This window comes from Streptomyces sp. NBC_01454 (genome assembly GCF_036227565.1).
Lineage (GTDB): Bacteria > Actinomycetota > Actinomycetes > Streptomycetales > Streptomycetaceae > Streptomyces.
Genome location: NZ_CP109460.1, coordinates 5,106,882 through 5,122,672, shown reverse-complemented (window position 1 = coordinate 5,122,672; position 15,791 = coordinate 5,106,882). Strand labels below are relative to the sequence as shown.

The window sequence follows — 15,791 nt, the reverse complement described above, 5'->3', positions numbered from 1 at the left end:
GACGTGTCGGGCCCCCGAGCGTCCTGCGAGGGCTGAGGTTGGCGTCAAAGCTACGCGGATGCCAGGGGAGTTCGTGCCCCGTACGGCGGCAACCTTCACTTCTGTGGGCGAAATTGCCCTTCAGAAGTCGACAAATCCACACGGTGGGTTCGGTTCCGCCCGCAGGATCCCCCGCGGGCGGCCGGCGTCAGCCGCCGAGTTTCTGCACGAAGCGCTGCACGCTGTGGAAGACGTGACCGACCTGGGCGAAGAAGCCCCTGGTCGTGCCGATCCACTCCTGGAGCGGGGTCAGCTCCCAGACCAGCCAGGCCGCCACGAACAGCAGGATGATCGTGAACAGACAGCCCTTGAGACAGCCCAGGCCGGGGATCTTCATGGGGTTGGCGCTGCGCTGGCGGGGCTCGCGCCGGGGCCGGGGCTCCGGGGCGGGCGGCCGCTGCGGTTCGTAGCGCTGCGGCGGCGGCTCCTGGCGGCGCTGCGGGGCCTGCGGCTGCTGCTGGGCGTACGGCGCCGGCGGGGGCGCCTGGCGGTACTGGGGCTGCTGCGGGCGCTGCGGCGGCTGCTGGGGGGCGGCCTGGCGCTGCGGACGGCGGCGCAGCGGGTCCTCGGTGGGATCCAGATACTGCACCTGGGTCTGCTCGTTGCGGTCCCGGGCGGCCCGCATCTGGGACTCCCACGGATGGGGGCCCTCGGGGTTCTGCGGTCCGCCGGCCGGCGCTCCCATGGGCATGGGCGGCATCGCCCGGGTCGGGTCGCCCTGCCCGCCGGGGCCCCCCGGACCGCCCGGACCGCCGGTGGACGGCAGCACGCTGGTGGCCGCGGCCGGGTCGTAGGACCCGGCGCCGGAGGGAAGCACCTGGGTGGGGTCGGCGTCGCCGCCGCCGGTCCCGCCCGTCCCGGGGACGGTCGCGGGCGCGGGGTCGGGCGCGAGCAGCGCGGCGACGCCCAGCGCGGCCTCGGCCTGCGCCGGGGAGGCGTGCACCCCGATGCCGGACGCGACGGCGCGCAGGGCCCGCGCGAGGTTCTCGGCGGAGGGCCGCTCCTCGGGGCGCTTGCGCAGACAGCGCTCTATGACCGTCCACAGCGGCTCGGGGAGCGTGCTGGGGCGGCGCGGCTCCTCGCTGAGGTGGCGGTGCAGCACCTCCAGGGCGGTCGCCCCGGCGAACGGGGGCCGTCCGGTGACGAGTTCGTACAGCAGGATGCCGGCGCCGTAGATGTCCACGGCGGAGGTCTGCGGGCGGCCCTCGGCGGACTCCGGGGCCACATAGGCGGGGGTGCCGACGAACTCGTGGGTGCGGGTCAGGCCCGGGGAGTCGGCGAGGCGGGCGATGCCGAAGTCGGTCAGCATCGGGTGCATCTCGCCGCTGCCGTCCGACCCGGCGAGCAGGACGTTGGCGGGCTTGAGGTCGCGGTGCACCACACCGTCGGCGTGGCTGGCGGCCAGCGCGTCGGCGATCTGGGCGGTCAGCAGGGCGGCGGCGACGGGGCTGAAGGGGCCGTTGTCGCGGAGGTAGCGGTGCAGGTCGGGACCGTCGACCAGGTCCATGACCAGGGCCAGCAGATCGCCCTCGACGACGAGGTCGCGGGTGCGGACGATGTTGGGGTGGGCCAGGCGCAGCAGGACGGAGCGCTCCCGCAGGAAGCGCATCACCACATCCGCGTCGTGCGCCAGCTCCTCCTTGAGGACCTTGATCGCGACCGTCTCACCGGGCTCTCCTGCCACGGCGGCCTCGGCGCCCGCCGTCTCCCGCTGGCGGGCACGCCAGACGGTGCCCGTGGCACCGCGTCCCAGCGGTTCCTCGAGCAGGTACTTGCTGCCTACCGGCCGCACGTCATGCGCTCCCTGGTCGTGTGGTTCTCGTTGCCTGGCCCGCCGGGTCGACTGGTTCGCCTTCCGCACGGCCGTCCGACCCACTGTAGTGCCGTCGGACAATCTTTTCGGTCCGGCGGCCCGGTACAGGCTTGTGGGAAAGACGCACGTGCGCGGCGGATGGTTGCCCGTTCCGGCCGGACGGTGCGCACACCGCCCGCACGGCCGGTCCGGAACGGTTCCGAGCTGACCACGGCGGTCGAATTCCGGCCTGGCACGGCACGCAAGCAGGCACTTTTTCGCCCTTAGAAGACCAATCAAGATCACTGAACGGCGGTCGGCGGGCGTGTTGTCAGTGCCAGGTGCGAGGATGCTCCCAGCACGATGCGGTGGGGGCGGCGGTCCGTGTCGCGACGTGCACTTGGGACTTGTCCGTGCCGACGTGCCCGGGTGCGGTGGGGGGAGGAGCGGTCCCCCTGCGGATCCCGGCAGAAGGGACCGTTGACGGCGATGCAGATCCGGCTGACCGTCCTCGGGCCGCGCAGCGGCCACACCACCCGGGCCTGCGACGTGCTCGTGACGGCCCCCGCCGGAACCGCGCTGGCGGCGGTGGCCGGCTCGCTCGCGGCCTCCGTGGCGGGCTCGGGCGCCGATGTCGGCGGCGGCAGCAGCGCCCCGGTCGTGCTCTATGCCGGGTCCGAGCGGCTCGATCCGCAGCGCGCGGCGCTCGGCGAGCCCCCGCTGATCGACGGCGCGGTGCTCTCCCTCCAGAACCCGGGCCCCTCCCCGGCCCACGGCCTGCCGCACGGCTCGGCGCGGCTGCGCGTCGTCTCCGGCCCCGATGCCGGCGGGGTGCATCTGCTGCACGGCGGCCAGATCCGCATCGGCCGCTCCGCCGACGCCGATGTCCCGCTCGACGACCCCGATGTCTCCCGGCTGCACTGCGCCGTGACGGTCGGGCCCGACGGGGCGGTGACCGTGGCCGACCTGCGCTCCACCAACGGCACGGCCGTGGACGGCACCGGACTCGGCGAGCAGCCCGCGCCGCTGCGGCCCGGCGCGCTGCTGCGGATCGGCGAGTCCGCGCTGCGTCTGCAGTCCGCGCCCGGCGCCCCGGACCCGGCCCTGGCGACCGCGCCGGACGGCGAGGGACAGCTGCGGATCACCCCGGGAGCGGCCGGCGGGAGCGGTGCCGGCCACGGCGCGGCAGCGGGCCCGCACGGCGTCACCGCCGCGGCCGAGGGTGCGTACGAGGGAGCCGGGTACGGCCGCCCGGCCGCCCCCGTACACCCGTCCCGGCCGGCGGCGGACGCCACGGGGCGGCGGGACACCCCGCTGCGCGGCACCCCGACCGGCGCCGGCCAGTCGTGGCAGGGCGCCCCGGACCCGGGCCCGGCCCCCTGGCGCGCACCGGCCGACGCCCGCTTCCCGGACCTCTCCGGCGGCCATGTCTACGACCGCACCACCGACGGGACCGAAGGGGCCGCCGGCCTCGGCGCCCGGGAGCACACCGACGGCTTCCCCGGCGGCGCGCAGGACCCCACACACGGCGGGCAGCAGGCGCTCGCGCCGCCCGGGGAGGCGTCCCACAAGAGCGGGCGGCGGGGCGGTCTGGGCGCCTGGGCGCGGCGGCTGGCCGGCGGCCGGCCCGCCGTCGAGCGGCCCGAGACCCTCCCGGTGGTGTACCCGCCGGCCGGCGGGTACACCACCGAGGCGGTCCCCGCGGACGCCTTCGGGGAGGCCGGGACGGCGGAGGCGGTCTCCGGGCCGGCCGCGGACGAGCGCTGGCCGGATGCCGCCGCGGTCCTGCTCACCGCGCTGGGCCCGGGCCCCCGGCTCTGGGAGCGCGGCCCGGACCACCCCGATGCGCTGACGGTCCGGCTGGGGACGGCCGCCCGCAGCGGCGGCCGGGCCGCGGTGCCGGTGACCGTCGGGCTGCGCCGGGCCGGCTCGCTGGGCCTGGCCGGACCGCGGTCCCGGCTGACCGGGCTGGCCCGCTGCGCCCTCGCCCAGCTCGCCGCGCTGCACTCCCCGGGCACCCTCGACCTCGTGCTGATCAGCGCGGACCGTGCGCGCCCCACCGAGGAGCGGGTGGCCGAATGGTCCTGGCTCGGCTGGCTGCCGCAGGTCCGCCCGGCCCACGGCCAGGACTGCCGGCTGCTGCTGGCCTACGACAAGGAGCAGGCCGCGGCCCGTACGTCCGAGCTGGTGCGCCGGCTCGACGACAGCCCGCTGGGCCCCGGCTGGGCCGACGCCGGGCCGGCGGAGATCGCCGCCGCCGCGGCCCGCCATCAGGGTCCGTACACCCTGGTGATCGTGGACGGCGACCCCGGCTCCGCCGCGCTGCGCGAGACCACGGCCCGGCTCGCGTCGGGCGGCCCGGCGGCCGGTGTCCATCTGCTGTGCCTGGCCGAGACCCCGGCCTCCTCCCCTTCCTTCCCGCTGTCCGCGACGTACGAGGCGGCCCGGGCCGCGTCACCCGCCTTCGGGGAGTGCGGGGCGGTCGCGGTGCTCAGCGGCGATGTCGCCACGGCGCTGCGCGTCGTCCAGCCGGGCTCCGGCCCCCAGGGCACGGTCGCGACGGTGGACGCGGTCTCCGGCGCCTGGGCCGAGCGGTTCGCGCGGGCGCTGGCGCCGCTGCGCGAGGCCGATGCGCCGGCCGGCGGCGGCACGGCTCCCCGCCCGGCCGTCCCGCTGCCGGACGCGGCCCGGCTGCTGGACGAGCTGGGGCTGGCCCGCGCCACCCCGGCGTCCCTGATGGCCCGTTGGGCCGCCGCCCTGGACAGCGACCGGGCGGGCGCCGCCGCGGTGCTCGGCGCCGGTCCGCACGGTCCGCTGTGCGCCGATCTCGCCGCCGACGGCGCGCATCTCTTCCTGGAGGGCGCGGCGGCCACCGGCAAGACCGAGCTGCTGCGTGCGCTGGCCGCCTCGCTGGCCGCCGCCGACCGTCCCGATCTGCTGTCGCTGGTGCTGGTGGACGGCGGGGGCAGCGAGCGCGGCGAGGGCCTGCGGGTGTGCACGGACCTGCCGCATGTCACGACGTATCTCGCGGCCTCGGAGCCGCTGCGGATGCGGGAGTTCGCCCAGGCACTGTCCTCGGAGCTGAAGCGGCGCACGGAAATACTCGACGGCACCCCGTTCGCCGAGTGGCGCAGCAGGCATCTGCCGGCGCCGCGGATCATCGCCCCGCGGCGGACGACCGAGGGCGCCGGCGGGTCGGCGGCCGGTGACCCGGACCCGTCGACGACCGGGACGCTGCGGCTGCGGGCGCGCAGCGGGGCGGCCGCGGCCGACGAGGCGGCGGCGGTGCCGATGCCGCGGCTGTTCGTGCTGGTCGACGACTTCGATGCGCTGGTGGCGCCCGCGCTGGGCAGCATGGGCCGGCCGGCCGCCGGTTCCGTGGTGCGGGCCCTGGAGGCGGTGGCCCGGGAGGGGGCGGCGCTCGGCGTCCATCTGATAGCCGCGACCGGCCATCCGGACCGTACGGCTGAGACCGCCGCGAGTGAACGGGCCGGTCTGCGGGTGCGGTTGGGCGCCGCCGCCGGTGCGTCCGAGCCGGAGCCCCCGGGCCGCGGCCGGCTGTACCGCACGGCGGACGGCTCCTCGACCCCGTTCCAGGCGGGCCGGGTGACCGGGCGGATACCCCGGACGTCCACCCTGCGGCCGACGGTCGTCCCCCTGGAGTGGGCGCGGATGGGCGACCCGCCGGCCCGGCGGCCGCTGCGCGAGCTGGGCAACGGCCCGACGGACCTGGCACTGCTGGCCAGTGCGCTCCAGCGGGCCGCACAGTCCTCGGGCGCCACAGCCGCCCCACCCCTGCTGTGAGCCCCGGGTGCCGTCCGTAACAGCCCCATCACGAAAGGTCAGTTGACGCGGAAGGCGGTATTGCGGACCCCGTGGCCAGGGCGTAGGACTGTCGCACACCGACCCGCACGACGAAGCGCAGCGCGGCAGGCACCACCACACCACCGCACCGCACCACCGCACGGCACGACGCGAACGGCACGGCAGGGGCGCCGCGGCACGACGTGGCGGCTCTCCCTTCGCACCCGGCACGGCAGGCGCAGCGATAAGGGGCTACGGGGATGCGCAGACGACTCGACCGCACGGCGCTTCGCACCACGACCGCGGTGGCGGCCACCGCGGCGCTCGCCCTGGCGCTGGGCGCCTGCGGCGGCAGCGGCGGCAGTGGCGGCAAGGACCACGCCGACGGCGGCGGCAAGGGCGGCGGCACCGCCCCCACCGTGCGCCTGCCCCACCTCGCCGGCCAGAAGGTGCAGGTGACCGCCGTCTGGACGGGGCCGGAGCGGGAGAACTTCGTCAAGGTGCTGGACGAGTTCGAAAAGCGCACCGGCGCCACGGTCGACTTCGTGCCCAGCGGCGACGACATGGCCGGTTTCGTCGGCTCCAAGATCGCCGGTGGCGGGCCGCCGGACATCGCGATGCTCCAACAGGTCGGGGTGCTCCACGAGTTCGCGCGCAAGGGCTGGCTCAAGCCGCTCGGCGCGGACGCCAAGGCGCAGCTCGCCAAGAACTACTCCCAGGGCTGGCGGGACCTCGGCGCCCACCAGGGCACGCCGTACGGCGTCTACTTCAAGGCCAGCAACAAGTCGCTGGTCTGGTACAACGCCCGGGCGTTCGACAACGCCGGCGCCAAGGAGCCCAAGACCTGGCAGGAGTTCCTCAAGACGGCGCAGACGCTCTCCGAGTCGGGCGTCGAGCCGGTCTCGGTGGGCGGTGCGGACGGCTGGACGCTGACCGACTGGTTCGAGAACATCTACCTCTCCCAGGCGGGGCCGGAGAAGTACGACCGGCTGGCGCGGCACGACCTCAAGTGGACCGATCCCTCCGTCAAGCGGGCGCTGACCACGCTCGGCGGGCTCTTCGGCCGCAAGGATCTGCTCGCCGGCGGTAACTCCGGCGCCCTGCAGACGGACTTCCCGACCTCGGTGACCCAGACCTTCGGCGGCGGCGACGCCCCCAAGGCCGCGATGGTCTCCTCGGCCGACTTCGCCGCCGCCAACATCAGCCAGACCAAGGCGAAGATCGGCACGGACGCCAAGGTCTTCCCGTTCCCCGCGGTGGGCGCGAAGTCCCCGGTGGTGACCGGCGGCGATGTGGCGGTGGCCCTCAAGGACACCAAGGCCGCGCAGGCGCTGCTGACGTTCCTGGCGTCGACGGACGCCGCCAAGATCTGGGCGCAGGCCGGCGGGTTCCTCTCGCCCAACAAGGAGCTCGACCAGGCGGCGTACGCCAACGGCGTGCTGCGCACGATCGCCCGGGCGCTGATCGCGGCGGGTGACGACTTCCGCTTCGACATGTCCGACCAGGCGCCGGCCTCCTTCGGCGGCAAGCCCGGCCAGGGCGAGTGGAAGGACCTCCAGGACTTCCTGAAGAACCCCAAGGACGTCGCGGGCATCCAGGCCCGGCTGGAGAAGGACGCCGCCACGTCGTTCGGGCACTGAGCACCCGCCGCCGACCGCCTCGACCGGGACCGGGGGACCGTCACGATGAGCGCCGTACAGGTCAGCAAGGTCAGTGAGAGCGGCGGGCGCGGCCCGCGGGGCGACGGCGGCCGGCGCCGGGCCCCGGCCACCCACCGCCGGCTCGCCGCGGCGTTCCTGCTGCCGGCGCTGCTGCTGCTCGGGGCGCTGGTCGTCTACCCCATCGTCTTCTCCGTCCACCGCAGCCTGTTCGACGCCTCCGGCACGGGCTTCGTGGGACTGGACAACTACGGCGCGATGTTCTCGGACGACGGCATCCGTACCGCGCTGAAGAACACCGTCATCTGGGTCGCGGTGGCGCCGGCGGTCGCGACGGCGCTGGGGCTGATCTTCGCGGTGCTGACCGAGCGGATCCGCTGGGGCACCGCCTTCAAGCTGATCGTGTTCATGCCGATGGCGATCTCGATGCTGGCGGCCGGCATCATCTTCCGGCTGGTCTACGACCAGGATCCGCAGCGCGGCGTCGCCAACGCGGTGTGGGTGGCCGTCCATGACACGTTCGCCGGCCCGGCGCCCTTCCCCGGTGCCCGGCCGCGGCCCCGGGCCGCGCTCGCGCCGTCCGGCGGCGGGGCGTTCACCACGCGGGCGGCCGTACGGGCGGGGTCGCCGGTGAAGCTGCCGCTGATCGCCGTCCGGCCGGACGATCTGCGCGGCGCACGGCCCGCGGCCGAGGCCGGGTCCCGGCCGGGCACGGTCACCGGCACCGTGTGGCTGGACTTCACCCGCGGGGGCGGCGGCCGCCCGGACGTCCTCGACCGCGGCGAGAAGGCGCTGGCCGGGCTGCGGGTCGAGGCGGTCAGGGGAGGCCGGGTGGTCGCCTCGGCGACGACGGCGGCCGACGGCACCTTCGCGCTGCCCGGCGGGCCGGCCGCGGGCGCCCGGCTCCGGCTGCCCGCGGCCGACTTCGCCGAGACCTACCGCGGTGTCGACTGGCTCGGCCCGGCGCTGGTCACCCCCGCCATCATCGGCTCCTACGTCTGGATGTGGGCCGGTTTCGCGATGGTGCTGATCGCGGCGGGGCTGTCGGGCGTCCCCCGGGAGCTGCTGGAGGCGGCGCGGGTGGACGGCGCCGGGGAGTGGCAGGTCTTCCGCCGGATCACGGTGCCGCTGCTGGCCCCGGTCCTGGTGGTCGTGCTGGTCACCCTCATGATCAACGTGCTGAAGATCTTCGACCTGGTCTACATCATCGCGCCGGGCTCCAGCATCCGGTCCGCCAATGTGCTGGCGCTCCAGCTCTTCCAGTCGTCGTTCGGCACGGATGTCGACGAGGGGCTGGGCAGCGCGATCGCCGTCTTCCTGCTGCTGCTCGTGCTGCCGGTGATGTACGTCAATCTCCGGCGCATACGGAAGGAGCGTCGCCGATGACGACCGTGGACCACGCCGTACCGGCCGAGCGGCCCCGGGCGGCCGGTACGGTGCGCGTCCGGCAGCCGTTCACGGCCCGGATCGCGGCGCGGGCCGGCGGCGGTGCGCTGCGGATCTTCCTGGTCCTGGTCGCGCTGTTCTGGCTGATGCCCTCCGTGGGGCTGCTGCTGTCCTCGCTGCGCAGCCCGCAGCGGATCGCCTCGTCCGGCTGGTGGCAGGTCCTCACCGAGCCGGCCCAGATCACCTGGGACAACTACGGTCAGCTGCTGTCCAACGGCAAGGTGATGGGGTCGCTGCTGACCACGGCCGCGATCACGGTGCCGGCGACGGTGCTCGTGGTCGTCATCGGGTCGCTGGCCGGCTATGCCTTCGCCTGGATGGACTTCCCCGGCCGCGACGGCTGGTTCATGGTGGTCGTCGGGCTGCTGGTGGTGCCCGTGCAGGTGGCGCTGATCCCGGTGGCCAAGCTGTTCGGCGCGGTGGGGCTCTTCGAGACGACGGCCGGGGTCATCCTCTTCCACACGGCCTTCGGGCTGCCGTTCGCGGTGTTCCTGCTGCGCAACTTCTTCGCCGAGATCCCGCGCGAGCTGCTGGAGGCGGCCCGGCTGGACGGGGCGGGCGAGCTGCGGCTGTTCACCCGTGTGGTGCTGCCGCTGGGCGGACCGGCGATCGCCTCGCTGGGGATCTTCCAGTTCCTGTGGGTGTGGAACGACATGCTGATCGCGCTGATCTTCGCGGACAGCGGCCATCCGCCGATCACCGTGGCCCTGCAACAGGAGGTGCGGCAGTTCGGCAACAACATCGATGTGCTGGCGCCGGGTGCGTTCCTGTCGATGGTGGTGCCGCTGATCGTCTTCTTCGCCTTCCAGCGCCAGTTCGTCTCCGGGGTGATGGCCGGCGCGGTGAAGTGAGACCGCGCGGCGACGGAGCGCGGGGCCGCACGCCACCTGCTGTTCATTTTCCTCCCCCTACGATGCAGGTCCCGTGAAGCGCATGGTGCGACCCGGCTCCGTCATGGAGACTGCCTGAGCGGCGCTCGGAACGACTCTCGAACCGAGCAGTGGCGCCCCCCGGCCCGGCAGGGCCGCGCCCGTGCGCAGCGGCCACGACACCGGGTGCGCCCCGGGCCGCGGAGCTACCGACAACAACAGTCAGCACCGAACAACACCGAGCAGCACCGAGCAGCACCGGCACATCCACGGCCGACCGCGCCGGAACATACCGCTCAAACCCCCCAACCCCCCTCATCCACGTGTCGTATTTCGTCCTACGTTCCCGACCGTCTGGAGACGGACCGCACATGACTGCCCCCATCGCAGAGAGCGCCGCACTCCCCCGCCCCACCCGGCTGTCCGAGGTCAAGGGCTGGTTCTTCACCGCCGACCAGCTGATGTTCGACTGGTTCCTGGCGCAGCAGCAGGAACGGTCCGAACCGGGGGATCTGCTCGAACTGGGCGCGTACATGGGCAAGAGCGCGATCTTCCTGGGTGCGCGGCTGCGGGCCGGCGAGCGCTTCACGGTCTGCGATCTCTTCGACTCCCCCGCCGAGGACGCCTCCAACTCCCGGGAGATGAAGAAGTCCTACGCCACGCTGACGCGGCGCGCCTTCGAGGCGAACTACCTTGCGTTCCATGAGGAGTTGCCCACCATCGTGCAGGGCCTGAGCTCGGCCGTCACCGATCATGTCGACGAGGGCTCGGTGCGCTTCGCCCATATCGACGCCTCACATCACTACGCGCATGTGCACGGCGACATCCTCGCGGTGCGCACGCTGCTCACCGCGCACGGCGTCGTGGTGCTGGACGACTACCGCGCCGAGCACTGCCCCGGGGTGGCCGCCGCCACCTGGCAGGCCGTCGCGAACGAGGGGCTGCGCCCGATCTGCCTCACCGGCACCAAGTTCTACGGGACCTGGGGCGACCCCGAGCCGCTCCAGAAGGCGCTGCTGGCGTGGATCGCGGCCCGCGGCGACATCTGGCACGAGGTGCAGTACGTCAACGACGCTCCGCTGATCCGGCTGAGCGCCAAGGGCGCCGGGGAGCCCGCCCAGCCGGTCTCCCGGCACCGGTCGGCGGGCACGGGCGCCCCGCGGCGGCCGGCCGGACCGTCCCCGGCGGCCGCCACGGGCCGCCCGGCCCCGCGCCCGCCGTTCGCGATACGCGCCGCCGCGCGCCGGGTGGCCCGGGACGTGCTGCCGCCGGTCGTCACCCGCGCCCTGGTGAAGGCCCGCAGGCGGGCCCGCGGGCACTGAGGCGCCGGGCGCGGGCCGGGGCACCATGCTGTGCCCTGGCCCGCGCTACCGCGGTACCTGTCCGACCAGGACGAACACATTGGCGCGCAGCAGCATCCCGGCCGGGCGCGGCAGCGGATGGGAGTACGTCCGCCGCACCGCCAGGCCCGCCGAGGCGGCGAAGGCCCGCAGCAGCGCGAAGTCGGTGAAGCGCACCGGGGTGGGGCCGGCCCGGTGCCCGGCCTCCTGCGCGGTGATCAGCAGCACCCCGCCGCCCGGCCGTACATAGCGGACATAGGCCCGCAGCAGGCTCTCCACCTGCTCGTCGTCCAGATGCTCCAGGACGTGCGCGGTCAGCAGCGCGTCGAAGGCGCCGGGCCGGGCGTGCGGGCTCGCCAGGAACGCGTCGGCCGTATAGGCGGTCAGCCCGCGGGCCCGGCAGCGCTCCACGGACCGCGGGTCGTGATCCACGCCGACACTGCCGGGCGCGCAGCGGGCGAGGGTGGCGCCGTCCCCGCAGCCGATCTCCAGCACCCGCCCGCTGCCGATCCGCCGCAGCTGGGCGCGGAACGGGGACCGGGCGGGCAACAGCCGCGCCGGGCCGCCGCGCCCCGGGTCGGCCGGCAGCCGCGCGGTGGAGGCGGACGGCGCGGTACCGGCGGGGCGGACGGAGCGCGCGGGCCGGGTGTCACCACCGGGCGGCCCGGCGTCGAGGCTGTCGGTGGCGGCGGAGCTGTCGGTTCGGCCGGGCATCGGGTCGCGGTCACCTTCCCTGAAGGAGGAATCGGGGCGCACGGAGCGCCGGCAGGCTGTGCAACGGGTCTACGGCATCGGACCCGGCCCGGCACTACGGCGCGCCGACCGTCGCGCACCGAACGCCCGCCCGGGAGCAGGCACCGCCGGCGGCGGCTCTCACCCTTTCAGCGCAGATCCGGTGACCGTGCCGCCGCGGGCGAGTTGAACGGACCGGTCTTGTGCATCGCCAGTCCGGAAAGGCTTGGTCCACGTATGAAGCCTCGGCTCACCGTCGTCATCCCGGTCCCTCGCATCGAGGGGTCCGAGCGGAATCTGCAGGAGTGCCTGGAGTCGGTCGCGGCGCAGACGCTGACCGAGCTGGATGTGGTGATGGTGGACGGCCCGCCCGCACCGGGCGGCGGGGACGCCGCCGCACCGGGCACGCCCGCGGCCCTCGCCCGCCGCTTCGCCGAGCGGGACCCGCGGTTCCGGATCGTCCACCACCCCGGGAGCGACCCGGCCCCCGGCTGTGGCGCGGCCCGCAACACCGGCGCCCGGCACGCCTATCCGCACACCGCGTACCTGGCCTTCCTCGACGCCGACGATGTGCTGCTGCCGCGCGCCTACGAGGACCTCACCGGCCTGCTGGACAAGTCCGGCGCGGACCTGGCGACCGGCAACGTCTACCGGCTCGGCGCGGCGGGCCGCAGCCAGTGCGCACACCACGCGGCCGGCCGGGAGACCGCCCTGCGCACCCACATCAGCGAGGACCTCACGCTGCTGTCGGACCACTTCGCCGGCAACAAGGTCTTCCGCCGCACCTTCTGGGACGCCCACGAACTCGCCTTCCCCGAGGGCGAGTTCTGCCATGACGCGGCGGTGACGCTGCCCGCGCACTTCCTTGCCGAGGCGGTCGACGTGCTGCATGAGCACGTCTGCTACTGGCGGCTGCCGGAAGGGCCCGACCGCCACCGGCGGCCCGATGCCCGGGGCGTGCGGGAGCGGTTCGCGGTGGTGGCCGGCATCCGCCGGTTCCTCGACGACCCGGCGCACCCCCGGCTCGGCGCCCACCGGCGCGACTACGACCGCGCACAGCTCACCGACGGGCTGCTCGACCTCATCGACGCGCTGCCGGCGGCCACGCCCGAATTCCGCACCGCGTTCCTGGACTGCGCCCGTGACTTCCTCGCCGGCGTCGACCCGCGGCTGTTCCGCACGCTCCCCGTGGAGCTGCGGATGCGCTGGTATCTGATCCGCACCGGCCGGCTGACCGGTCTGCTCGCCCTGCTCGGTCACGAGGCCCGCAACCCGGCCGGGTTCACCGTCGCCGGACCGCCGCTGCGCAAGCGGGCGGTGCTGCCGCTGACGCCGCCGCTGGAGCTGCCGCCGGGCGTGACCCGGCTGGACCGCGCCGACTTCCCCGTTCGTGCCCGGGTCGTGGCGGCGTCGTGGCAGGACGGCGCGCTGGTGCTGCGCGGCTACGCCTACATCCGCAACCTGGACGCCGCGGCCCGGCACAGCTACCTCAAAACGGCGGTGCTCTCGTGCGGGCGGCGGCGGGTGCTGCTGCCGCTGCGGACGGTCCTGATGCCGGCGGCGACCGCCGAGTCCGGTCAGGAGCAGCACTGTTACGACTGGTCGGGCTTCGAGGTGCGGCTCGACCCGGCCCGGCTGCGCAGGGGCGGACGCTGGGAGGAGGGCGAATGGACGCTCGGGCTGCTGCTGGCCTCCGCGGGCGTGCTGCGGACCGCGTCGCTGGCCGCGCCCGAGACCGGCTCGGGCGCCGCACCGTGCGCCCATGAGGTGGCCGGGGACGGCGCGGGGGACGGCGTACGGATCACGCCCCGGTACGCGGACGGGCGGCTGCGGCTGTCGGTGACCCGCCGCACCCGGCGGCTGGCCGGCCGGCACGCGGCGGCGGCCGGGACCCTGGACCTGACCGTCACCGCGCCCGGCCCGCCGCCCGCCGCCCTGCGGGTGACCCACCAGGCGACCGGCACGGTGGTGTCGTTCCCGGTGGAGACGGAGCCGCCGGGTGGGCCGGGCCCCGGGCAGGCGGATGCGACGCCGCCCGCCGCCGCGCCCGCCGCCGCCCGGCTGACCTTCCGTATCCGTCTCGACGCCCTGGTCGCCGCGCGCCCCACCCGGGACGGGGCGCCGCGGGCCATCGCGCCGGCGCACACCGAGAGCTGGGTGCCCGAGCTGGTCCTGCCCGGCGGCGGCACCGACCCGATCGCCTGCGACCCCTGGCTCGCCCCCCTCTCCTGTCCGCTCCCGCACGGCCGCGAGCTGATCGTCGCAGCCACCCCCGCCGGCGACCTCGTGCTGCACGACCGCGTCCCGCAGCCGTACCTGGACCGGGCCCTGTGGCGCCCGGACGGCACCCTGCTGGTGGCGGGCCGGCTGCCGGACGCCGCGCCGCACGCCAGCGAACTGGTCCTCAAACACGGCGCCCACGCCACCGAGCTGGCCTTCCCCGCCACCCACGACGACGGCCGCTTCCACTGTGCGCTGCCGCTGGGCGCACTGCCCTCGCTCGCCGGGACGGTGCCGCTGCGCGAGGGCCGCTGGACGCTGCACCTGCGCGAACAGGGCGCGCCCGGCTCCCCGCTGGACGCCCCGGTGCGCTGCGCGCCGACCGTCCTGGACGGGCTGCCGGCCGCCCGCACGGTCCGCGGCAAGCCGCTCACCCTCGACCGGCACCGGCACGACGAGGCCCTCGTCACGGCGGGCCCCGCGCTGCCCGCCACCGACCGCGGCCCCTACCGGCGCCGGATGCTGCGCGAACAGCACTACGCGCTGCACCGCTCCCGTCCGCTGCGCGACACCGTCCTCTACAGCAGCTTCGGCGGCCGCGCGTACGGGGATTCACCGCGCGCGGTGCACGAGGAGCTGGTCCGCCGGGACATGGACGCGGAGCATCTGTGGGCGGTGCGCGACGCCCAGAGCGCGGTGCCGGAAACGGCCCGGGCGGTGCTCGTGGGCAGCGCCGAGTGGCACGGCGCGCTGGCGCACAGCCGTTGGGTGGTCACCAACACCCATCTGCCCCGCTGGTTCACCCGGCGCGGCGGCCAGCGCATCATCCAGACCTGGCACGGCACCCCGCTCAAGCGGATCGGCGCCGATCTGAGCGGCACCCTGTGCGGGGGGCTGGCCCATCTGGCGCCGCGGCCGCGGGTGAGCCGGCAGTGGAGCGTACTGCTGTCGCCCAACGCCCACAGCACCCCGGTGCTGCGCGCCGCGCTCGGCTACTCCGGCCGCCTGGTGGAGACCGGATTGCCGCGCACCGACGCCTTCTTCGCGCCCGACCGCGACCGGATCGCGGCCGCGGTGCGCGAGCGGCTGGGCATCGAGCCCGGCCGGAAGGTCGTGCTGTACGCGCCGACCCCGCGCGACGACCTGGCCTACGACGCCGGGCACCACCGGCTGCATCTGCCGCTCGACCTGGACCTGGCGCGGCGGGAGCTGGCGGACGACCACGTGCTGCTGGTCCGCGGCCATCCGCTGGTCGCCGACCGGCTGCCCGCCCACCACGCGCCCTTCGCCCTCGACGTCTGTGCCCACCCCGACGCCACCGAGCTGCTGCTGGCCGCGGACGTGCTGGTCACCGACTACTCCTCGCTGGCCGCCGACTTCGCCAACACCGGCCGCCCGATGCTCTTCCTCACCCCGGATCTGCCGCACTACCGCGACACCCTGCGCGGCTTCACCCTCGACTTCGAGGCGCGGGCACCGGGGCCGCTGCTCACCTGTACCGGTGAACTGATCGACGCGCTGGGCGACTTGACGGCGATCGCCGCGTCGGGGGCGGCGGCCTACGCGGATTTCCGGCAGACGTTCTGCCACCGGGACGACGGCGGGGCGGCGGGCCGGGTCGCGGATCTGATGGAGCGGTGAGCGCGGGCCGGTTCGCCGCAAGGTGGTGGCGTGCGGATCGGCATCGTGCGGCGCTCGCGTCGTTACAGCATGTGCAGGTGCTCTTACGGGCCTGCGCACCCCAAGCCCCGACTTCCTGCCGGGTAAGAAGACGGCAAGAGGGCGGGAAGAGCGGAGCGGCGGGTGCAACCGCTCGACGGGATTCGCCCTCTGAACCATCGGAAATGGGTTCGGACCCCGCTCGCGCCAAGAGATGCTGTCGACACGAAAT

At 75.1% G+C, this 15,791-nt stretch carries 8 protein-coding genes; 6 read left to right on the top strand and 2 right to left on the bottom strand.

Features of this window, described 5'->3' with window-relative positions; translation table 11 throughout:
- Window positions 1–187: 187 nt before the first annotated feature.
- Window positions 188–1,831, bottom strand: a complete 1,644-nt coding sequence (locus tag OIU81_RS22670) for a serine/threonine-protein kinase (RefSeq protein WP_329150699.1) — start codon at window positions 1,829–1,831, stop codon at window positions 188–190.
- A gap of 489 nt (window positions 1,832–2,320) precedes the next feature.
- On the opposite strand from OIU81_RS22670, the gene OIU81_RS22665 reads away from it, so the two are divergent.
- The 5 genes from OIU81_RS22665 (at window position 2,321) to OIU81_RS22645 (ending at window position 10,930) form a co-directional block, all read left to right on the top strand.
- On the top strand, window positions 2,321–5,635 hold the full coding sequence (locus tag OIU81_RS22665) for an FHA domain-containing protein (protein ID WP_329155298.1): 3,315 nt from the start codon (window positions 2,321–2,323) through the stop codon (window positions 5,633–5,635).
- Window positions 5,636–5,895: 260 nt separating this feature from the next.
- Window positions 5,896–7,275: an ABC transporter substrate-binding protein gene (locus OIU81_RS22660; protein WP_329150696.1), complete on the top strand. Its 1,380-nt coding sequence runs from the start codon at window positions 5,896–5,898 to the stop codon at window positions 7,273–7,275.
- Between the two features lie 45 nt (window positions 7,276–7,320).
- Window positions 7,321–8,679 carry a carbohydrate ABC transporter permease gene (locus OIU81_RS22655; RefSeq protein WP_329150695.1) on the top strand — a complete coding sequence of 453 codons (1,359 nt, stop codon included), beginning with the start codon at window positions 7,321–7,323 and terminating at the stop codon, window positions 8,677–8,679.
- Window positions 8,676–9,590, top strand: a complete 915-nt coding sequence (locus OIU81_RS22650) for a carbohydrate ABC transporter permease (protein ID WP_329150693.1) — start codon at window positions 8,676–8,678, stop codon at window positions 9,588–9,590. Before OIU81_RS22655 ends, OIU81_RS22650 begins: the two co-directional genes overlap by 4 nt.
- A 389-nt stretch (window positions 9,591–9,979) precedes the next feature.
- On the top strand, window positions 9,980–10,930 hold the full coding sequence (locus OIU81_RS22645) for a class I SAM-dependent methyltransferase (RefSeq protein WP_329150691.1): 951 nt from the start codon (window positions 9,980–9,982) through the stop codon (window positions 10,928–10,930).
- A 45-nt stretch (window positions 10,931–10,975) separates the two neighbouring features.
- On the opposite strand, the gene OIU81_RS22640 is transcribed toward OIU81_RS22645, so the two are convergent.
- On the bottom strand, window positions 10,976–11,662 hold the full coding sequence (locus tag OIU81_RS22640) for a class I SAM-dependent methyltransferase (protein ID WP_329150688.1): 687 nt from the start codon (window positions 11,660–11,662) through the stop codon (window positions 10,976–10,978).
- A 255-nt stretch (window positions 11,663–11,917) separates the two neighbouring features.
- On the opposite strand from OIU81_RS22640, the gene OIU81_RS22635 reads away from it, so the two are divergent.
- Window positions 11,918–15,541, top strand: coding sequence for a bifunctional glycosyltransferase/CDP-glycerol:glycerophosphate glycerophosphotransferase (locus OIU81_RS22635; protein WP_329150686.1), 3,624 nt, complete (start codon window positions 11,918–11,920; stop codon window positions 15,539–15,541).
- Window positions 15,542–15,791 lie beyond the last annotated feature (250 nt).

What these genes read in the sequence shown, in the direction of transcription:
- OIU81_RS22665 (WP_329155298.1), top strand. Translation starts at nt 2,321, where the DNA reads ATGCAGATCCGGCTGACCGTCCTCGGGCCGCGCAGCGGCCACACCACC.
- OIU81_RS22660 (WP_329150696.1), top strand. Translation starts at nt 5,896, where the DNA reads ATGCGCAGACGACTCGACCGCACGGCGCTTCGCACCACGACCGCGGTG.
- OIU81_RS22655 (WP_329150695.1), top strand. Translation starts at nt 7,321, where the DNA reads ATGAGCGCCGTACAGGTCAGCAAGGTCAGTGAGAGCGGCGGGCGCGGC.
- OIU81_RS22650 (WP_329150693.1), top strand. Translation starts at nt 8,676, where the DNA reads ATGACGACCGTGGACCACGCCGTACCGGCCGAGCGGCCCCGGGCGGCC.
- OIU81_RS22645 (WP_329150691.1), top strand. Translation starts at nt 9,980, where the DNA reads ATGACTGCCCCCATCGCAGAGAGCGCCGCACTCCCCCGCCCCACCCGG.
- OIU81_RS22640 (WP_329150688.1), bottom strand. Translation starts at nt 11,662, where the DNA reads ATGCCCGGCCGAACCGACAGCTCCGCCGCCACCGACAGCCTCGACGCC.
- OIU81_RS22635 (WP_329150686.1), top strand. Translation starts at nt 11,918, where the DNA reads ATGAAGCCTCGGCTCACCGTCGTCATCCCGGTCCCTCGCATCGAGGGG.